The organism is Sorangium sp. So ce367, assembly GCF_051520455.1.
Lineage (GTDB): Bacteria > Myxococcota_A > Polyangia > Polyangiales > Polyangiaceae > Sorangium > Sorangium cellulosum_B.
Genome location: NZ_CP150334.1, coordinates 2,209,021 through 2,228,144, shown reverse-complemented (window position 1 = coordinate 2,228,144; position 19,124 = coordinate 2,209,021). Strand labels below are relative to the sequence as shown.

15 protein-coding genes and 1 pseudogene are annotated in these 19,124 nt (G+C 70.8%); 5 read left to right on the top strand and 11 right to left on the bottom strand.

Translation table 11 applies throughout. The annotated features are described in order from the left end of the window. Window positions 1-42 precede the first annotated feature (42 nt). From cheB to WME97_RS08530, 7 genes are all read right to left on the bottom strand, one after another. A complete protein-coding gene (gene cheB, locus WME97_RS08560; RefSeq protein ID WP_012234234.1) occupies window positions 43-1,125 on the bottom strand; it encodes a chemotaxis-specific protein-glutamate methyltransferase CheB in 1,083 nt (360 codons plus the stop codon). Between the two features lie 93 nt (window positions 1,126-1,218). Further along, entirely contained in the window at window positions 1,219-2,145 is a 927-nt protein-coding gene (locus WME97_RS08555) for a CheR family methyltransferase (protein ID WP_437551023.1), read from the bottom strand. Next, window positions 2,142-4,259 carry a HEAT repeat domain-containing protein gene (locus WME97_RS08550; protein WP_437551021.1) on the bottom strand — a complete coding sequence of 706 codons (2,118 nt, stop codon included), beginning with the start codon at window positions 4,257-4,259 and terminating at the stop codon, window positions 2,142-2,144. The genes WME97_RS08555 and WME97_RS08550 overlap by 4 nt, the downstream gene beginning before the upstream one ends. After that, window positions 4,256-4,747, bottom strand: coding sequence for a chemotaxis protein CheW (locus WME97_RS08545; RefSeq protein ID WP_012234231.1), 492 nt, complete (start codon window positions 4,745-4,747; stop codon window positions 4,256-4,258). The genes WME97_RS08550 and WME97_RS08545 overlap by 4 nt, the downstream gene beginning before the upstream one ends. Window positions 4,748-4,803: 56 nt before the next feature. Further along, on the bottom strand, window positions 4,804-5,340 hold the full coding sequence (locus WME97_RS08540) for a chemotaxis protein CheW (protein WP_012234230.1): 537 nt from the start codon (window positions 5,338-5,340) through the stop codon (window positions 4,804-4,806). Further along, window positions 5,333-7,597, bottom strand: coding sequence for a chemotaxis protein CheA (locus WME97_RS08535; protein ID WP_437551019.1), 2,265 nt, complete (start codon window positions 7,595-7,597; stop codon window positions 5,333-5,335). The genes WME97_RS08540 and WME97_RS08535 overlap by 8 nt, the downstream gene beginning before the upstream one ends. Then, the gene (locus tag WME97_RS08530) at window positions 7,597-8,124 is read right to left on the bottom strand and encodes a response regulator (RefSeq protein WP_437551017.1); all 528 of its coding nucleotides are present in this window, start codon (window positions 8,122-8,124) and stop codon (window positions 7,597-7,599) included. Before WME97_RS08530 ends, WME97_RS08535 begins: the two co-directional genes overlap by 1 nt. A 346-nt stretch (window positions 8,125-8,470) precedes the next feature. Between WME97_RS08530 and WME97_RS08525 the strand changes: the two genes are divergently transcribed. Then, window positions 8,471-9,580 carry a VWA domain-containing protein gene (locus tag WME97_RS08525; RefSeq protein WP_437551015.1) on the top strand — a complete coding sequence of 370 codons (1,110 nt, stop codon included), beginning with the start codon at window positions 8,471-8,473 and terminating at the stop codon, window positions 9,578-9,580. A 136-nt stretch (window positions 9,581-9,716) separates the two neighbouring features. Here the strand turns inward: WME97_RS08525 and WME97_RS08520 are convergent, their stop codons facing one another. Then, window positions 9,717-10,553, bottom strand: coding sequence for a DMT family transporter (locus WME97_RS08520; protein ID WP_437551013.1), 837 nt, complete (start codon window positions 10,551-10,553; stop codon window positions 9,717-9,719). Between the two features lie 88 nt (window positions 10,554-10,641). Between WME97_RS08520 and WME97_RS08515 the strand changes: the two genes are divergently transcribed. From WME97_RS08515 to WME97_RS08500, 4 genes and pseudogenes are all read left to right on the top strand, one after another. Further along, window positions 10,642-13,470, top strand: coding sequence for a CHAT domain-containing protein (locus WME97_RS08515; protein WP_437551011.1), 2,829 nt, complete (start codon window positions 10,642-10,644; stop codon window positions 13,468-13,470). A 45-nt stretch (window positions 13,471-13,515) separates the two neighbouring features. After that, window positions 13,516-13,761, top strand: coding sequence for a hypothetical protein (locus WME97_RS08510; RefSeq protein WP_437551009.1), 246 nt, complete (start codon window positions 13,516-13,518; stop codon window positions 13,759-13,761). A gap of 422 nt (window positions 13,762-14,183) precedes the next feature. Next, window positions 14,184-14,624, top strand: coding sequence for a hypothetical protein (locus WME97_RS08505; RefSeq protein WP_437551007.1), 441 nt, complete (start codon window positions 14,184-14,186; stop codon window positions 14,622-14,624). A gap of 302 nt (window positions 14,625-14,926) precedes the next feature. Further along, window positions 14,927-15,729 (top strand): annotated as a pseudogene (locus tag WME97_RS08500) (IS5 family transposase). Here WME97_RS08500 and WME97_RS08495 read toward each other — a convergent pair. The 3 genes from WME97_RS08495 to istA all read right to left on the bottom strand — a co-directional run bounded on the left by WME97_RS08495 (window position 15,726) and on the right by istA (window position 19,109). Continuing rightward, window positions 15,726-16,955: a hypothetical protein gene (locus WME97_RS08495; protein ID WP_437551005.1), complete on the bottom strand. Its 1,230-nt coding sequence runs from the start codon at window positions 16,953-16,955 to the stop codon at window positions 15,726-15,728. The pseudogene WME97_RS08500 and the gene WME97_RS08495 overlap by 4 nt on opposite strands. 136 nt (window positions 16,956-17,091) lie before the next feature. Then, the gene (istB, locus tag WME97_RS08490; protein WP_437544978.1) at window positions 17,092-17,874 is read right to left on the bottom strand and encodes an IS21-like element helper ATPase IstB; all 783 of its coding nucleotides are present in this window, start codon (window positions 17,872-17,874) and stop codon (window positions 17,092-17,094) included. Next, complete coding sequence (gene istA, locus WME97_RS08485; protein ID WP_437555340.1) at window positions 17,871-19,109, bottom strand: IS21 family transposase; 1,239 nt, start codon at window positions 19,107-19,109, stop codon at window positions 17,871-17,873. Before istA ends, istB begins: the two co-directional genes overlap by 4 nt. Between the last annotated feature and the right edge of the window lie 15 nt (window positions 19,110-19,124).

The following is a 19,124-nucleotide window of genomic DNA, read 5'->3' as shown; positions in this document are numbered from 1 at the left end:
CCGAGGGGTCAACTTTGGCTGCCCGCTGGAACCCAGCTCACCTCAGGACAGCAACGCGATGAAGTCGCCGATCGCTGTGAACGGCAGGCTCTCGTTCACGACGCCGGCCCGCACCGCAGCCCCGGGCATGCCGTAGACCACCGCCGAGTCCTCGCTCTCGGCCACCACCGTGCCCCCGGCCGCGCGGACCGCCCGCGCGCCGTTCACCCCGTCGTCGCCCATCCCCGTCAGGATGATGCCCACCGCGCGGCTGCCGCCCACCTGCGCCACGCTCCGGAACAGCCGGTCCGCGCTCGGAACGTACCGATCCCCAGGCGCCGGCGCCCCCACCCGGATCCGGATGTCGCCGCTCAACCCGACCCCGCTGCCCGGCGTCACCGCGATCTCCATGCACATCCTACCCGGGCACACATAGGCCTTGCGGGCCACCACCTGCTCGCCGTTCTGCGCCTCGACCACCCGGAGGCCGCCCTTCCGATCGAGCCGCTCCGCGAACGTGCGGGTGAACTTGTCCGGCATGTGCTGCGCGATGAAGATCGCGCCGGGGAAACGATCCGGGATCCGGTTGAAGATCTCGAGGAGCGCCGTGGGCCCGCCCGTCGACGAGCCGACCGCGACGAGGTGGCGCAGCGAGACGCCGAGCCGCGACGACTCCTGCACCGCGCGCGGCGACGCAGGCTGCGCCGGCCGCGCCGGGGCCGGCGCGGCGGGCATCGGAGACCGGGGGCGGAGGTAGCGCACCAGCAGGACCTTCTGGATGATCTCCCGCCGGATCTGCGCGTCCGCCGTGAACTGCCGGTCCGGCTTCGCCACGAAGTCGACGGCGCCCAGCTCGAGCGCCTTGAAGACGTTCTCCTTGTGGCTGTAGCTCGAGACGATGATGACGGGCGTCGGCTGCCTCGCCATCAGGATGCGGAGGAAGGTGAAGCCGTCCATGCGCGGCATCTCGAGATCCAGCGTGATCGCGTCCGGCCGGAGCTGCGCGGCTTGACGGAGCGCGTCGTCGCCGTCACCGGCCTTGCCCACGACCTCGATCTCGTCGCTTCCGCTCAAGATTTCGGCGATGTTGCGCCGGTTGTACGCGGAGTCGTCGACGACGAGCACGCGCAGGGGAGCGAATGTCATGAGCGCAAAACCTTCCGCCGGAGGTTCATTCTACCCCACCCGGAGCGCCATGGGACCAACCGTCGCCTGCGCAGCCTCGACTTCGTCGGCGCCTCATCCGCCCTCCTCCCCGCCGCCCCGCTCCGGGCCGCCCCGATCGGGCGAGATCTCCGGGATCCCGAGACGCAGCGTGGCCGCCGGCTTGCGGTACACGAGATCCTCCCGAAGGTGCACGAGCTCGAACGCGGTCGTGACGTTCAGGAGCGACTCGGAGTGGCCCAGCAGGAGGAACCCGCCGGACGAGAGGCGCTCGTAGAAGATGTCGATCACGCGGCGCCGCGACTCCTCGTCCAGATAAATAAGGACGTTGCGGCAAAAGATGACGTCCACGCGCCCGACCACCGCCGCGCGCGACGAGTCGAGCAGGTTCAGGTGGCCGAACTGGCAGAGCGTCCGCAGCTCGTCCGCCACGTGGAACCCGTCCGGCCGCTCCACGAAGTAGCGCCGCTTGAGCTCGGGCGGCGTCACGCGGAACGACGAGGCGCCGTACACCCCCCTGCGCGCCGCGATCACGCAGCGGCGGGAGATGTCGCTGCCGAAGATGCGGACCTCGCGGCGCTCCGCGGCGCCCGACTCCCGCGCGGCGATCGCGATCGAGTAGACCTCCTCGCCCGTCGAGCAGCCCGCGCTCCAGATGGACAGCCGGCCCCTGGCGCCCCCCGCCTTGACGATCATGGGCACGAGCTCGGTCATGAGCGCGCGCAGCTGGTAGTCCTCGCGGAAGAAATACGTCTCGTTGACCGTGATGAGCTCGAGCGCCTCGTCGAGCTCGGCGCGCCCGCGGCTGTGGAAGCGCAGGTACTCGTAGTACTGCGCGAACGACGAGAGCCCGAGCTCGACCACCCGCTCGCGCAGCCGGCGCTCCATCGACGTGCGCGCCTCGGGCCCGAACTGGAGCCCACAGTGCTTGTTGAACAGGTCACGCAGCCTCTGGAACTCGTCAGGCAAGAGGCGGATCTCGTCGTCCCGCCGCCGGTTCACAGCACCTTCCCCGACGGCGGCCCGCCGGTCATCCCCGAGGGGGACGCCGGGGCCTCACCGCCGTCGATCGCCCCGGGCGCGCTCAGCCGCTCCGCGGCGTCGCCCCAGGGAGGATCCGAGCGGAACGGCGCGCCCCCCTGCGCCGCGGCCGCGATGAGATCGGGCTCCCCCGACGCGCGCACCAGCCCGAGCAGCTCGCGCGCGCGCGCCCGCTCGTCGCTCGCGCGGTCCGGGAGCGACGCGTACAGCCGGCCCAGCGCGCGCGCCGCGGCGAGCCGGACCTCGCGCTCCTCGTCGGCCAGGGAGACGCTCAGCACGTCGAGCGCAGAGACGCCCGCCGCCGCCGCGATCGCGGTCACGGCCGCGCGGCGCGCGCGCACGTCCCCCGCCGACGCGGCGCTCGTGAGGAACGCGATCTCCTCCGGCTCCGCGTCGCCGAGCGCCTCGATCACGATCGCCGCCGCGAGGTGGGTCTCCTCCGTCAGCGCGAGCCCGCGCGCGAGCTCGCGCGCCGTCCCGGGGTAGCGCTCCGTGAGCCCCGCGAGCGCGCTCTCCGCCGCGCGCGCCACCGGCAGCGAGATCGCGCGCGTCTGCGACACGATGAGCGGGAAGTCGACAGCGGCCCCGATCTTCGCGAGCCCGTAGAGCGCGCTGGTCGCCACGAGCGTCGAGGGGCTCCGGACCGACCGCCGCACCGCGCCGAGCAGCTCGGCGAGCGTCGCGTCGATCGCGGGCCGCTCGCCCGAGAGCGTGCCCTCGCGCCCGCCCTGCTCCGCGATCGCCACGGCGCCGTCGAGGAGCGCGGCCGTCGCGTCGTCGACGCCCTCCCAGAGATCCGGGTCGGGATCGATGTGGCGCTCGAGGTAGGACAGCACCGCGGGCAGCGCCTCCGCGCCGAGCAGCCCCAGCGCACGCTGCGCCGTCTCGACGAGCGCGGGCTCGATCATGGCCTGCACCGCGGCGTCGGCCGCGCCCGGGGCGCGCGCCATCGCCGCGAGCAAGAGCGCCTGGGCGCGCCCGCTCACCGGATCCGCGCCTCCGCCGCGCCACGACGGGGGCTCCGCGCCGCCCGAGCCCGGCGCGGCGGAGGCGGCCTGCACGAGGCGGGCGCCCACCTCGGGCGGCGCCGCCCGGAGCGCGTCCACCGCGTGCGACGCGAGCGGCCCCTCGGCGAGCCGCGCGAGCGCCCGGACGAGCTGCGCGAACGCGCCGCCCCGCGCCGTCGCGAGCGCCGCGCAGAGCGCCCGCGGCGCCTCCGGGCTCTCCGCGAGCGCCGCGGCGACCAGCGCCGCCGGCCGCAGGATCGGGTCGTCGATGAGCGACGAGAGCACCCGCCACGGCACCGGCGCCTCGAGCCCGTTCAGCCCGTTCAGCGAGGTCAGCCGCACGAAGCGATCCCGATCGGAGAGCCGCTCGTACAGGATGTCCGTCACCCGCTCGCGCGCGATGAGCCCCATCCCGGCGATCGCCTCGATCGCGCTCTGCCGCAGGTTGTCGTCCTGCTCGGCGAGCGCGGCGTAGAGCGGGTCGAGCGCCGCCGGGTCGCGCGTGCGGCCGAGCGCGTCGACGACGAGCTTGCGCTCGTCCCCCGCGAGCGCGCCGAGCGCGTCGACGAGCGCCGGCGTGGCGTCGCGGCCGCAGTAGCCGAGCACCTCGATGGCCGCGTTCCTCAGGCCGACGTCCTCGCTCTTCTGGAGCGCGTCGAGGAGCGCCTCGACGAGGAGCTGCGGGGCCGACGGTCGCTCGCGCTCCACGCCGGCGCCGGGTGACGCCGGCCGCTCCCCCTCGGCGGCCTGCGCCGGCGCGGAGGCGGGCGCGGCCTGGATCAGCCGGTGGCAGGCGTAGGTCGCCTCCTTGCGGACGCGCCAGTCGGGATCGCCGAGCGCGCGGAGCAGCAGCGGCAACGCCTCGACGACGTCGGCCCTGCCGAGCCGCGCGGCCGCTTGGCGGCGCTCCTCGGCGTCGTCCGCGGAGAGCGCCGCGGCGATGACGGCTATCGGCATCGGCGTGCTCCGCACGCTGGGCGAGATGGACTCGGGCTCGGCCGGCCAGGAGCCCGCGTCGCCCGCGCGCGGGCCCTCGAACGGACCCAGATCGTCGAACGCGCGGCTCACGGGGCCTCCAGGAGGGCGCCCGACGCGGCGAGCGCGAGGGCGAGCTCGATGAAGCGCCCGACGTCGAGCACGAAGATCATCCGCTCGTCGTGGGTCGTCACCCCCGTGATGCCGCGCAGATCGCTGCTGCCGCCCACCGGCGGCGTCGGCCGGTAATCGCCGCTCGTCCCGAAGACCTCCGTCACCGCGTCGACCACGAGCCCCACCGTATGCGTCCCCACGTCGACAAGGATCCACTTGGTGCTCCGGGTCGGATCGACCGGAGGCAGCCCGAAGCGCACGCGGAGCTCGATGACCGGCACCACCTCGCCGCGGTGGTTCGCGACGCCGGCGACCTCGGGGGGCGTGTGCGGCAGCGTGGTCACCTCGAGCGGATTCACGATTTCGCGGACCCGCGTGATGTCGATCGCGTAGTGGACGTCGCCGACCACAAAGCCGACGAGGCTCTTCTGCGGGTCGGGACGGCTGCGCTCTCCAGTCAACGGCATCTGAGCCTCCGAGCGCCCGGGCTCTACGAGCCGCCCGGGCGCGGACGAATCGTCCGTTAGGACGCGAGTATGGCCTGCAGGTCGAGCAGGATGATGACGCGCGGCTGCGCCTCGCCCTGGGTGCCATCCGACGCGCTCGCCCCGTGCATGGGCCGGGCGATGCCGGCGATGTAGCCCGCCACGTCCCCCCCGAGCGCCGTCGCGGCGTGCTCGATCTCGGCGTCGGCGAGCCGGTAGACCTGCTGGACCTCGTCGACGAAGAGGCCGAGCGTCTCGCCGTTCGCCGCGTCGACGAGCAGGATGCGCGCCCGCCGCTGCGCCGCGCTCTCGTGCAGCCGCATCCGCCGCCGCAGATCGATGACGGTGACGAGCTGCCCGCGCACGCTGACGATGCCCATCGTCGAGTCCGGCGCGCGCGGCACCGGGGTGAGCGGGGGCGGCTTCAGGATCTCGCGCACGAGCGAGACGGGCGCGGCGTAGGTGTCGCCCGCGAGCGTGAACGCGAGGTACTCGGTCCGCGGGCCGCTCGCCTGCGCGCGCGAGTTCCGCTTCGAGACCGGTATCCGGGCGGGCCTTCGGGTGAGGTTAGCCATGGGTGCTCCGCGGATCGCTGCGCTGCCGGTCCCCACCGTGGAGGATCTCCTCGATGAGCGCGGGGGCGTCGAGGACGAGCGCGATGCGCTGGTCGCCGAGCTCGGTGGCGCCGGAGAAGCCGCGCACCGAGGAGAGCGACGGGCCGAGCGCCTTGATCACGACGTCCTGCTGCCCGATGAGCGTGCTCACGACGAGGCCCAGCCTGCGCGCGCCGACCGACGCGACGACGATGTACTTGCGCTTGCTGCCCCCCTGGAGCCCGAGCGTCGCGCGGCCGCCGTCGCCCCGGCGCCCGCCGCCCACCGCGGCGCGCGCCGCCGAGCCGCCGCGCGCGCCGCCGAGCAGGCCGGCGATGCGCGCGCTGAGCTCCTCCTCCTCGTTCAGGCCGAAGAGCCGCGCCAGGTAGCAGAGCTGGAGCGTGCTGTTGCGCAGCGTGATCATCTCGCGGCCGTCGATCTGGCGCACCGTGGCCTCGTCGAGCGCGACCGCCTCCTGCACGTTGGTCAGCGGGATCGCGAACAGCCGGTCGGCGACCCGGACGATGAGCGCGCTGATGATCGCGAGCGTGATCGGCAGCGTGACCGTCATCTTGGTGCCGATGCCGGGCTCGCTGTGCACGTCGATGACGCCGCCGAGCTTGCTGATGTTCGTCTTCACGACGTCCATCCCGACGCCGCGCCCCGAGATCTCGCTGACGTCGGTCTTGGTCGAGATGCCCGGCTGGAAGATGAGGTTCAGCACCTCGCGGTAGCTCGTGGTCCGCGCGTCCTCCGGCGTCATGACGCCGCGGCGCAGGGCGGCGTCGAGCAGCTTGTCGACGTCGATGCCCTTGCCGTCGTCCTCGATCTCGATGACGACGTGGTTGCCCTTCTGGAAGGCGTTCAGCGCGATCGTGCCGACCGCCGGCTTGCCCACCGCCTCGCGCATGCTCTTCGACTCGATGCCGTGGTCGATGGCGTTGCGCATCATGTGCATGAGCGGGTCGCTGAGCTCCTCGACGATGAGCTTGTCGACCTCGGTCTCGGCGCCCGTGATGACGAGGTTCACGAGCTTGTCGGCGTCGCGGCTGATCTGGCGGACGACGCGCGCGAGCTTGTCGAAGACCTGCCCGAGCGGGACCATCCGGACCTCGAGGATGCCCGCCTGCATCTGGGCGAGGTGCCTGTCGAACGTGCGCTGCAGCCTGTGGAGGTCGAGGGAGAGCTCGCGCTCGGTGGGCGCCGCGCGGAGCCGCTCGACGAGGCGGCCGAGCGCGGAGCGGACGAGGGCGAGCTCGCCGACGATGTTCATCAGCCGGTCGAGCTTGTGGATGTCGACCCGCACCGTCTGCGCGACGGAGCGGATGGAGCTGAGCTCCCCCTTGCGGTTGCCGCGCGCGCTCGACGGCGGGCTCGCCGCCGACATCGAGCCGGTCAGGTCGACGGCCCGCGACACGCCGGTCGGCGCGCCGCCCCGGAGCGCCGCGGACATCGACGGCATGCCCGGCGGGGCGACCCGGCCGTGGCCGTTGTTGTTGCGCCGCGGGATCTCCTCGACGGCGGCGCCGGCCTGGTGCAGCGCGCGCTGGAGCTCCTCGAGCGGCGCGCGCGAGGCCATCAGGATGTCGAGCTCGATCGAGTCCTGGTCCGCGCCCGCGCCGGTCGGCAGGTAGGTGATGATCTCGCCGTACGGCTTCGCGGTGATCTTCAGGTCGTCGAGGGCCTGATCGATCGTGGCGAGGTGGAACTGCACGCGGAGCCGGAACAGGGTCATCCCGCTCGCGATGTTCGTGCGCAGCCGGTGCTCCTCGTACTCGGTGAGCACGGAGAGCAGCCCCGGATCGAGATCGTAGTTGTCGTCGGGGAGGCCGGCCGCGCTCGGGCCCGCGTCCTGGTGCAGCTGGCGCAGGAGGTCGTCGACCTCGGGCATCGGCGCGTCGCGCCCGTCCTTCTCGTTCTGGAGGATGCGCCCGTAGAGCTCGACGCTGCGGAACAGGAGGTCGAGGACCGACGCGCTGACCTCGATGCGCCCGAGGCGGAGGTTGTCGAGCAGCTCCTCGAGCTCGTGCGAGAGGGTGGCCATCCGGGTCGCGCCGAAGAGCCCGGCGAGCCCCTTCAGGGTGTGCACGGCGCGGAAGACGTCGTTGATGACGTCGGGGTCGACCTTGTTGGTCCGCACCGCCTCGTCGAGCGCGAGGAGGTCGCGCCCGAGCCCCTCGACGATCTCCTGCGCTTCCGAGAAGAACTCTTCGCGCGCCCGATCGCCGCTGTCGACCATCAGCCGCCGCCTCCCTCGCCGGAGCCGGGCTGCTTGGTGCGGGCCGCGGGCTCCTCCGCGCGCGGGGAGGCAGCGGAGGCGCGATCGTCGGCGCCGTGGGCGCCGTCAGCGGACGGGGAGGCGCCGGCCTGCGGCGCCTCGGCCCGCGCCTCGAGGCTCGCGACCACCGCGTCGCGCAGGGCCTCCGGCGTGAACGGCTTCGGGAGGAAGCGGTCGGCGCCGAGGCGGAGCCCGCGCTGGATGTCTCGCTCGGTCGCCTGCGTGGAGATGATGAGGATCGCGACGTGCCGGTAGCGGTCGCTCTGCCGGACGAAGCGGATCACCTCGAGCCCGTTGATGTCGGGCATGTTGATGTCGGTGATCACGAGGTCGAACGCGCCGCGCGGCAGGAGCCGGAGCGCGTCGAAGCCGTTCACGGCCTCCACGATGTCGACGTCGCCCGCGAGCCCCAGCACGCGGTCCTCCAGCGTCGAGCGGATGTACGCTCGCATTGCCGGCGAGTCCTCGACGATCAGGATGCGTGCCATGCGGCGACAGGGTAACGGAAATCGGCCCGGGGAGACCAACTCGCTGAGCGCCCGGGGGCGACGCGCGCGGTTTTCGACGCGCACGGGGCTATGTACGGCGGTCTCCCTCCCGGAGTAAACCAGCGCGAGCGCCTCCCTGCACGATCGGCGAGGCGACCGCGCGGGCCGCGCGTCTGGCGAGGCCGCGCGGGGCCGCCGCGCGCGGCGCGGCCGGCGCATCGGGGTGTGGGGTGCCGCCCTCCCCCCGCCGGCGCGGCCGCGCCCGCCCGGCGGGGCGGCCGCGGGAGGGGGGCCGCCTGCGGCAGCGAATTGACATCGCGGCGTCCGATGCGCGCTAATCGCGCGCGTGAAAATCCTCCTTTGTTCTCCAGCGTTCCGGATCCTGCTCGCCGCCCTGTTCGCTCTGTCGAGCGTGGCGTGCGGCGGCGGGCTGCGGGTGACCCGGATCAACTCCGCCCAGAAGAAGCCGAACAACGTCTGGGTGTTCTTCAGCGTCGATGCCGGCGAGGACGAGCCGGTGGGCGGCCTCACGGCCGAGGACTTCGAGATCTACGAGGACGGCGAGATCGTCTCGAAGTTCGAGAGCAAGCAGACCATCCAGAACCCCGAGGTCGCGGCGGTCATGTACACGATGCTGCTCGTCGACATGAGCGGCAGCATCACCGAGTCGGGTCAGGCCGACGCCCTCGTCGACGCCGCGCAGTCGTTCAGCGATCGGGTGGGCAAGAGCCAGAAGGTCGGCGTCTACGCATTCGACGGCGAGGTAAAAATCCACTCGGTGGTGCCGTTCACCGAGGCGCAGGGCTCGGTCGAGGGCGGGCTCGAGGGGCTCCGCAGCTACAAGCCGAAGGACACGTCGACGAACCTCCACGGCGGCGTGGTGGAGGGCATCCGGGAGCTCAAGAAGCAGCTCGACAAGGACCGGCGCCCCCTCAAGTTCGGCACGCTCGTCGTCTTCTCGGACGGCACCGATCGCGCGAACCGCGTGAGCCGCGAGGACATGCTGAACGAGCTCAAGAAGGAAGACTACGAGAACTACCAGATCTTCGTCGTCGGCGTCGGCGCCGAGATCGAGAAGGCGCGCCTCGACGAGATCGGGCGCGACGGGACCGAGCTCGCGGCGGACCAGGCGAAGGTCAAGGAGTCGTTCGACAAGATCGCGGCGAAGATCGAGGCGCACATGAAGCGCTTCTACCTGCTCTCGTACTGCACGCCGGCGCGCGCGGGGGAGCATGAGGTGGAGATCAAGGCGATCCGGAAGGATCCCTCGGCCTCGGGGTCGCTCGCGTGGAAGTTCAACGCCGACGGGTTCGGGCCGCCGCCGGAGTGCGATCCCAACACCCCGCCGTCGTTCGAGCTGAAGGCGACCGTGCCCGCGGACGACGACAGCGGCGGCGGCGCGGGCGGGAAGGCGAGCTTCAAGGCGAACGCCAACGTGAAGGTCGAGGCGAAGTGAGGTGCGCCGCGGCCGCACGAGGCGGCCGCGACGCCGTTCCAGCGGCTCGCCGCGCCCCGCGGCGGGCCTGATCCAGCCAGGCTCGAGCCTCCTCCCTCCCGTCGACGTTCACGCGTCGGCGTTCACGCCTCGACGTTCATCCTCCTCTGCTCGGCGCCGGCGCTTGCTGCGGCGTGGCGCGCGCCGCCAGCAGGACCCGCCAGGCGGTGGCGCCGAGGAGGACGGCGCCGCCCACGGTCGACCAGATCCCGGGGCGCTCCCCGACGAGGAGGAGCGCCCAGACCGGGTTGAGCACCGGCTCCAGGAGCACCAGCAGCGAGGCCTCGACGGCCGGCGTGTGGCGCATGCCGCGGCTGAACAGGGCGGTCGCCACGCCGATCTGCACCGCGCCGAGGAACACGAGGAGCCCGAGGTCGACGAGCCCCGGGCGGGCCGCGCCGCCCAGGGCCATCGGCAGCGCGCCGAGCCACGCGAGGACGTTCCCCCAGACGAGCATCGCGGGGTTGTCGTCCGGAGCGGCGCGGAACCTCAGGATGCACAGCGCGAACGCGAGCCCGGAGAGGAGCGCCAGGGCGTTGCCGAGGAGCTGCCCCGCCGAGAGCTGATCTAAAAAGAAGAGCGCGAGGCCCAGGATGAAGATGGGGGCCGCGATCCTCTCGCCGCGCGACGGCCGCTCGCCCAGCAGCCAGGGGCTGAGCAAAAGGACGTACACGGGCGAGGTGGACTGAAGGAAGATCGCGTTCGCCGCCGTCGTCAGCTTGGTGGCCTGCACGAACAGCACCATGACGGCGGCGTAGATCGCCGCGACGCCGAGCGTGCGCCACGAGGGGAGGCGGCGCGCGCCCGGCATGGCCAGGCCCAGCGCGAGCGCCGCGATGAACGCGCGGGCCGAGGCGACCTGCCACCCGTCGAGGGAGATCAGCTTGATGGCCGCCCCTCCGGTGGACCAGAGGACCGCGGCGGCGAGGATCATCAGTCGAGAGCGGAGCATGGGCGACGAGGGCGGCGAGCCTAGCCGAACGGTCGACGAGGCGCGCAGGGGCAGATTACGCTGCTCCGCGATGCCACCCCGCCGCCCCGAGCGCGCCGACCACGACATCGATCCTCGCTCCCGCCGCTCGGTAGAACGCGCCTCGCCCGGGTCGCCGACGTCGCGCGGCGCACGCCGCCGCGCGCGGCTCCTCGCGGTGGCCGCGGCGGCGCTCGTCTCGGCGGCCCGGCCCGCGCCGATCGCCGCGCAGCCGAGCCCCGCCGACCAGGCGAGCGGGGCCCTCACCGCGGCCCAGGAGCGCTGGAGAGCGGCTGTCGAGAGAGATGATCTGGCCGAGGGCGCCGCCCTCGCCGACAGGTACTTTGCGCTGCTGGAGGGCACCTCCGGGCTCGATAGCGAGCTCGCGCATTTCTACCTCGGCTACGGCGACTACGCGCGCGCCGAGGCGCTGCTGGTGCGGGGGCTGACGCGCGAGCAGCCCTCCTTCAACGACGAAGGGATGCTGTATGCCCGGCTCGGCAACGTCTACCTGGACCTCGGGGACCTCCAGAGCGCCGAGGAGCTCCTGAAGCGAGCCCAGCCGCTCCTCCAGGGCTGGAGCGAGTTCTATGCCGTCGACTCGCTCGCGCGGCTGTACCTGGAGCGACGCGCGCTGCGCTCCTTCGCGGAGGCGCTCGACAGGCTGCGCGTGATCCTCAGGGAGGCCAGCGGCGGCTCGGGGTGGGCCTACGCGATCCCGGATCTGCGCGCCGCGCAGCTCTCCTTGCGGCGCGGGCAGGTCGAGGAGGCCGAGCGGCGCCTCCTCGCGCTGCGCCCGCGGCTCGAGCCCGCGCTCCCGGCGCAGAGCGCGGTGCGCGCCGATCTGCTGGAGGAGCTCGGCGTGCTCTTCACCCGCAAAGGCGATCCCGGGGCGGAGGCGCTGCTCCTCCAGGCGCTGGTGATCCGCGAGCGGGTCTTCGCGCCGGATCACCCGGCCATCGTCCGCGCGCTGGGGCACCTCGCGGACCTGTACGTGGCGCAGGGCCGGACCGCCGTCGCCGTGCGGACGCGCGAGCGGGCCGCCGGCCTCCAGGACCGGAGCGCCCGGGCCAACCTGGCGAGGGGCTCCGAGCGGCAGAAGCGCCTGTACATGGGGCTCGTCCAGCGCGACACCGACGCGACCCTCTCGCTGCACCTCCAGGGTGCCCCGCGCGACCAGGCCGCGGCGCGGCTCGCCCTGCGGTCGATCCTCCGGCGCAAGGGGCTCGCGCTCGACGCCATCGCCGAGAGCTTCGCGTCGCTGCGGCGGAGCCTCGACGCCGAGGGCCGGGCGCTCCTCGGCGCCCTCACGCAGCTCGACGCGAAGCTGTCCACCGCGATCACGCGCGGCCCGATCGACCTCCCCGCCGAGGAGCACCAGCGCGAGGTGCAGCAGCTCGAGGCCGAGCGCCAGCGGCTCGAGTTCCAGCTCGCCGCGCGGACGCGCGCCGCGCGCCCGGCGGACGCGAAGGAGCCGCCGATCACCGTCGAGGGCGTGCAGGCGGCGATCCCCGACGGGGCGGCGCTCGTCGAGATCGTCCAGTACCGTCCCCACGACCCCTTCGGGCCGCCGGTGAGGCCCACGTGGGGCAAGCCGCGCTACGCGGCCTATGTCGTCGGGCGGCGCGGGGACGTCACGGGGGTGGATCTCGGCGACGCCGCCGCCATCGACGCGGCGGCCGCGGAGCTCTCGCGGGACCTCTCGAACCCGGAGCGAGACCCCCGGGAGCGCGCGCGCCGCCTCGACGCGCTCGTGATGCAGCCGATCCGGGGCGCCCTCGGCCCCGCGCGCTGGCTGCTCCTCAGCCCGGACGGCGCGCTGAACCTCGTGCCGTTCGCCGCGCTCGTCGACGAGGAGGGCGGCTATCTCATCGAGCGCGCCTCGTTCACCTACCTGACCAGCGGGCGAGATCTGCTGCGCGCCGCGGGCGCCATGGCGCCGCAGGCCGGAGCGCCACGTGGAGGCGTGCTGGTCATCGCCGATCCCGCGTTCGGCAGCCCCTCGGAGCTCGCGCCGGACGACGACGCCACGCGCGGGCTGCGCTCCGCCGAGCTGGCCGGGGCGCGCTTCCCGCCCCTGCCGGGCACGGAGCGCGAGGCGGAGGCGGTGCGGAGCGCGTTGGCCAGCGCGACGGTCCTGACCGGCCCGTCGGCCACCGAGGAGGCCCTCAAGCGGGCGCAGCGGCCGCGCGTGCTGCACATCGCGACGCACGGCTTCTTCCTCCCGGACCAGGGCTCTCCGGCGGATCCGGCGAGCCCCCGCGGCGCCGAGATCGAGGGCCACGCGTTTCGCGAGAACCCGCTCCTGCGCTCGGGCCTGGCGCTGGCCGGCGCCAACGCGCGGCGGAGCAGCTCGGACGAGGACGACGGCATCCTGACCGCGCTCGAGATCTCCTCGCTGGACCTCCACGGGACCCAGCTCGTTGTGCTCTCGGCCTGCGAGACCGGCCTCGGCGAGGTGCCGCGCGGCGACGGGGTCTACGGGCTCCGCCGCGCGCTGCTCCTCGCCGGGGCGGAGACGCAGGTGATGAGCCTGTGGAAGGTCGGCGACATGGCGACGCGGGATCTCATGACGTCGTACTACGCGGCGCTCGCGCGCGGCGGAGGGCGCAGCGAGGCGCTGCGGTCGGCGCAGCTCGAGATCCGGCGTGAGCGCCCGCACCCGCACGCGTGGGCCGGCTTCATCACCTCGGGCGAGGGCGCCGCGCTCGACGGCAAGCAGGTCGCGCCGGCCTTCGCGCGCGTGGCGGCGAGCCCGCGCGGGTGCGCCTGCGCGGCCGGCGAGGGTGGCCCGGGCGCTCCGCCCGCGCTCGCCGCGCTCGCCGCGGCGCTCGTCCTGGTCGCGCGGAAGCGCTGGCCCCGCAGGCCTGGGAATTGGTAGACGTCGACGCCGGAGCCCACCCATCGCGGGCTCGTGGAGGTCTGCATGCGTCGATCGGCGATCGTTCTGGTGCTCCCCGTCCTGACCTGGATGCTCTCTGCCTGCGGAGGCGCGCAGGCGCCCGAGCAGCCCGCCGCGAAAGAGGGCGAGGCCGAGCTCTGTCCCACGGGCGATCCCAGCGTGCAGCCGTGCCCGGAGGGCTGCGTGTGGGACGAGAAGGTCCAGAAATGCAACAAGGACCGCGGCATCATCGTGCACTACAACCCGGGCACGACGGCCCCCAAGCCGTGACGTGATCACCCCCCGTCGAGCCACGCCGCCATCTCCGGCAGGAGGCCTCGCAACAGGCCGATGACGCGCGGGCTCGACCGCGCACGTCCCCGCCGAGCCGCCGGCGCTCCGCCAGGATCTTGCCGAGGACTTTCTCCACGCTCGGCGAGGCCCGCAGCCTCGGTGTGCCGCGCCACATTTCCTCGCGCTGCGATCCGGCTTCCTTTACCTGCGCGCTCGAGCCGCCTTGACGGAGGCGACCCGTCGCTCTCTTCTTCTGTGTCAGCGAGATCTTCCACGAGAGTGCATGTATGCAAGAACCGATGACCCGGGGCTCTCTGATTCTCAATGCAGCAGCCTACTCGGACGTGCTGAGTGACGAGGCTGGGGTCGGCCGGGTTCGTCACGGGCTCTCTCAGGAGCTCAGGAGGGCGCTGGCCACCATGTCCAGCACGGGGTGGTACCCTCGCGCCTACTACGTCGAGGTGCTGCGCGGCATCGTCCAGGTCCACAACGAGCCATCGCAGAGCTACCTGGACGTCGTGAGGTGCGGCCGGACGGTCTTCGAGAAGGAAGCGAACACCTTGATGAAGTTGCTTCTCAGGGTGATGAACGTTCGGCTCTTCCTCCGGAAGTTCCCCGACTTCTGGGCGCAGGATATGGTCGGCGGGACGCTGCGGGTGGACTCCTCGCAGCTCGATCGGAACGAGGTGACGCTGCTCGTGACCGATGTCGCAGGGTTCGAGCACCTCGGACCGCTGAGCCTCGGTTTCGTCGGCCGTGCGCTGGAGCAGGTGACCGGCAAGCAGGTCGACGCGACCCAGACGGGCTGGTCGTTCGACGCGCCAGACGCCGATGAGGTCACGTTGCGCTTCTCGTGGTGAGCGCGCCGACGCGCCGGTGTGAGCGAGCGGTGACTGCCAGGCTGAGGAGGCGACAGCTTCCCTGAGACATAGGGCATGCCGCCAGGTCGACGCCCAGCTGGTCGACCCACGGGACGCGCTCACGCGTCGCCTGGCTGATGTGGCAGTGTGCTGCGGGCGCAACGCGCCCGTCAGCACCAGTGCCGGGTTGGGCGGCGTCTGCTCGCGGCTCGCTGATACCTTGTAATATCACTTAGAGCACCTAACAAAAGCTCGTTCACCCCGCTTGCTTGAGGGAAGCCGATGGTGCGGCAGAATACAGCGTGGGCAAGCTGTTGGTGCCGGACGAACTCTGGGAACGAATCGTACCTCTATTGCCGAAAACGGAGCCGAAGCCGCAGGGGGGCCGGCCGCGTACGCCTGATCGGATCGCGCTGACCGGTATCTTATTCGTGCTCAAGACCGGGATCCCTTGGGAGTATCTCCCGCAAGAGCTCGGCTGCAGCGGCATGACGTGCTGGCGCAGGTTGCGCGACTGGCAGCAGGCTGGCGTCTGGGATCGGCTCCACGAGGTCTTGCTCGATGAGCTCGGCGAAGCCGACAGGATCAACTGGGAGCGTGCTGCGCTGGATGCCTCGCTGGTTCCGGCAAAAAGGGGGGTGAAAAAACTGGCCCGAACCCCACGGATCGCGGCCGGCCGGGCACGAAATATCACATTCTGGTCGATCAGAATGGTATCCCGCTCGCCGTCGAGATGACGCCGGCGAACGTCCATGACTCGAGGATGTTCACTCCTATGGTGGACGCGGTGCCGCCGATCGCGCGTCCTTGCGGCCGACCGCGGCGCCGCCCCAAGAAACTGCATGCCGATAAGGCCTACGACGACCCGGCCCTTCGGTTGGCTTGTCATCTGCGCCACATCGTGCCCCGCATCGCTCGAAAGGGCATCGAGTCGTCGGAGAAACTCGGCCGTTACCGCTGGGTCGTCGAACGGACGATCGCTTGGCTCCGGCGCTTCCGCCGCTTGACCGTGCGGTATGAGCGCCGTGCCGACATTCACCGAGCGTTCCTCCTGCTCGCCGTATGCCTGATCTGCCTCAACCATATCCCGACGGGCTTTTGTTAGGCGCTCTTACTGTTATCTCCGTAGGACACTTCCAGGAAATCCATGAACTCATGACGAACGGAATCGAAACACAGTTCAACCGAAACAGTGTCTGTGGGACCCACACTCGCCGCGCGCGCCCTCAATTGTTCGAGTGGCTCGTCAATCCGGATGTTCTCGAAGACAAGGCGTACTGGACCCGGATCGACCACATGCCCCTTGAAGATCCACTCGGTCAAATGTTCGGCGGAGAAGTCGCCGGGACCGGCCTGTAGCTCTTCGGCCAGTCTTATTGCCACGACTCCAATCAGGTCAACGGTACGTCGAGCACCAGGCGTGCTCTGTCGTACTCGACCGTGTCGCAATCCCTCAGCAAGAACACCGAGAATCAGGCGCTCATCATCATCAATACTATCGGGGAAGGGAAGTTCGACCCCAAGACGATTACGAAGTACGGCAAGGCGCTCAGCCGTGCGCAAGGCATCTGCGAGAACGGCGAGATCGAGTGGCACAAATTGGCCCGAAAGGACTGGAATGAGGTCACGTCCGGATTCGACGTCGATGATTCGGAACGGATCTCCGCTTGCCAGAACTGCTGCTAGTCGCAAAGTCGGCTCAATCGAGATCCCAGAACGATCCGGAACATCAGGCCGATAGTTGACAGTAATCTTCGGATCATCAAGTAGTCGGTCAACAATCATCACTCCAATGAGGTCGCCGCCACGAATCTCATAGCGAACACACCCTGTCATTTCGGTCTCTGCGGCGAGTGGAGTGGTGAGAATGGACGCAATCGAGCCATCGCCCTGCTCGTCCAAGTATTCGATTCGCACGGGAGCAGGCTTGCCGACCTGGACCAGATATGCCGCACGGAAGCCGTAATTGAAGCGCACCATACGCGCTGGAAGGTGCTCGTCGTTTGGCGCGTGTACCTCAAGAATCGCTGGAGCATCGCCACTCATGGCGCGAAGAATCGGCGGAAAGAAAGGCCGCAACAGCGTCCCGGTCTGTAGGTCCGGGCTCATCCACAGCAGCAGGTTGTTCGCCGTTGCCGCCATCGTCACAAGTGGAGGAATATCGATGGGCGCGGAAGGCAGGCGACGCCACACGCCCAGCGCAATTCGGGCTAGGCCTGGAATGTACACTCGATAGAATCTGGCATCAGGCCAGTTGACCTCACCGCGCACATACTGGCGAAGACCGTAGAACTGGTCACGGTACTCCGGAGGCAGGGCCTGCCACGTCATCTTCGCTAGTGCTTTTGTGACTCGTCGTGGTCTGAATCGAGATCGCTTTGCGTCAACATGGGCGCCTTCTGTCAAGCGACAGTAACTTTTGACCCCCTTGCGACAGTAAAACTGACCCCCCTCCCGCGCCCATGGATCACCTGATCGGCGCGGTGTTCCCGCCGAGCAGACCCGCCTTCTTTTTCTGTTTCAGCCTGTAGCTGTCTCCCGAGATCATCAGGGTGTGGCTGTGGTGGAGCAGACGGTCGAGGATGGCGGCGGCGAGGACTTCGTCCCCGAAGACCGTGCCCCACTGCGTCACCACCTGGTTTGTCGTGATCAGGGTGCTGCTCTTCTCGTACCTCCTGGCAACGAGCTGGAAGAAGAGATGGGCGCTCTGCCTCTCGAAGGGCAAGTAGCCCAGTTCATCGACCACCAGAAGCTTCGGCTTCGTGTAGAACAAGAGCTTCTCCGCGAGCTGCCCCTCGGTTTCCGCCTTCGACAGCGTCGCCAGGAGCGCGGTCGCACTCGTGAAGAGCACCGAGTGCCCCGCCTCGACGGCGGCCCGCCCCAGCGCGATGGCCAGATGCGTCTTGCCCACCCCGGGAGGACCGAACACCAGCACGTTCTCGGCCTCAGCGATGAAGCGCCCGGTGGCGAGTTCGCGGACGAGCTTCTGGTCGATCGAGGGCTGGAACTTGAAGTCGAAGTCCTCGAGGGTCTTGATCGCCGGAAAGTGCGCGATCTGGATCCCCATCGCCACCCGCTTGCGCTGCTTGGACCCGATCTCCTCGCAGAGGAGCTTGTCGAGGAAATCGAGGTAGGTCGGCTCGGTTCTGGCCGCCTCGGAGAGCAGGGCATCGAGCCGCTCGGCGATGGAGCGCATCCTGAGCCGGCTCAGGCTCTCGACAACGCGCGCATGCACGATCTCGCGGCTCACGAGGCCACCTCCCCGATCACGGCCGCGTAGTCCGACAGGCTGCGCCCCATGGCCTCCAGGGCGCTCAGGGGCGCATCTAGCGGCGTCGGCGCGGCAGGCCTTCGCCACAGCCCGTCAAAGTGGCGGGGCTCGACGACACGAGCATGAGGCTCGAAGGAGCGCTCGTGCCGCGCCACCAACTCCGTTCCCCGATAGATGCGGACCTCGCGCTCACCGACAACGACGTCCACGGTGTCGCGCACAAGCCGGTGCGGGACGCTGTAGCGGATGGTGTCGACGTCGACGAGGGCGTCGTTGGCTACGCGTCGTCGGAGCCGCTGCTCTCGCACCGGCAGGGGCCGTGACGGCAACGGCCGGAGCGCGTGCCGCTCATCGCGCTCGAAGCGCACCATCGGCGCCTCGTGGGTCGTGCCGTGGATGCGCTGGTCGGCCTCGCCCATCCACCGGACCAGGTGGGCTTCGAGCGCGGCGAAGGACTCGAACTCGCGCCCCGCCAGCCCGTTGCGCTTGACGTACTTGACGCCCGACTCGGTCTTGCCCTTGGTGCGCGCCCGGTAGGGCCCGCAGGCGCGCGGGGTGACGTCCCAATCGCGACAGAACGCGAGGTAAGCCGGGTGGAACGTCACGGTGCCTGTTTCGCGCTCGCGGCCGAGCACCAGCGAGCGCGCATTGTCCCCGAGTACAGTGCGAGGCACGCCGCCGAAGTGGCGGAAGGCTTCTGCGATGCCTTCGCGCCAATCGTCCTGTCGCTCGCTCAGAAAAGCCTTGACGAACAGCCTTCGTGAGTGACTCAATACGGCGACCAGCAGGTGCACCCGCACGAATGTGCCGGCGATGCGGACCTGCTTCTGACCGAAGTCGATCTGCATCTGATAACCAGGGGCGGTCTCGAACCGTACGCTGGCCACGTCGGCAGCCCTTTGCCCGCGGCGAAGGTCGGCCACCACGCGCTGTACGGTCCTCGGGCTTACCGTGATGCCACGGCTGACAAGCTCGCCTGCGACGACCACGGCGTTGCCCTCCGCCAAGCCGGTGAAGAGCTGCTTGGCCTCGGCGCGGCCATCCTCGTCCAAGCAGCGACGACCAGGGCGCACCTGCGCCTCGGCGGCGGCTCCACCGCGCAAATAACGGCGGACCGTGTTGCGAGCCACGCCGAGCTCCGCGGCGATCCGTTTGGACCCCCACCCTCGGGCCGTGAACTCGCGAATCTGCCGGATAACGTCCGGCTCGATCATCTCCTGCACCTCCGA

What these genes read in the sequence shown, in the direction of transcription:
- WME97_RS08540 (WP_012234230.1), bottom strand. Translation starts at nt 5,340, where the DNA reads ATGGCTAACCTCACCCGAAGGCCCGCCCGGATACCGGTCTCGAAGCGG.
- WME97_RS08535 (WP_437551019.1), bottom strand. Translation starts at nt 7,597, where the DNA reads ATGGTCGACAGCGGCGATCGGGCGCGCGAAGAGTTCTTCTCGGAAGCG.
- istA (WP_437555340.1), bottom strand. Translation starts at nt 19,109, where the DNA reads ATGATCGAGCCGGACGTTATCCGGCAGATTCGCGAGTTCACGGCCCGA.
- WME97_RS08515 (WP_437551011.1), top strand. Translation starts at nt 10,642, where the DNA reads ATGCCACCCCGCCGCCCCGAGCGCGCCGACCACGACATCGATCCTCGC.
- WME97_RS08510 (WP_437551009.1), top strand. Translation starts at nt 13,516, where the DNA reads ATGCGTCGATCGGCGATCGTTCTGGTGCTCCCCGTCCTGACCTGGATG.
- WME97_RS08530 (WP_437551017.1), bottom strand. Translation starts at nt 8,124, where the DNA reads ATGGCACGCATCCTGATCGTCGAGGACTCGCCGGCAATGCGAGCGTAC.
- WME97_RS08495 (WP_437551005.1), bottom strand. Translation starts at nt 16,955, where the DNA reads ATGACGTGGCAGGCCCTGCCTCCGGAGTACCGTGACCAGTTCTACGGT.
- cheB (WP_012234234.1), bottom strand. Translation starts at nt 1,125, where the DNA reads ATGACATTCGCTCCCCTGCGCGTGCTCGTCGTCGACGACTCCGCGTAC.
- WME97_RS08505 (WP_437551007.1), top strand. Translation starts at nt 14,184, where the DNA reads ATGTCCAGCACGGGGTGGTACCCTCGCGCCTACTACGTCGAGGTGCTG.
- WME97_RS08520 (WP_437551013.1), bottom strand. Translation starts at nt 10,553, where the DNA reads ATGATCCTCGCCGCCGCGGTCCTCTGGTCCACCGGAGGGGCGGCCATC.
- WME97_RS08545 (WP_012234231.1), bottom strand. Translation starts at nt 4,747, where the DNA reads ATGCCGTTGACTGGAGAGCGCAGCCGTCCCGACCCGCAGAAGAGCCTC.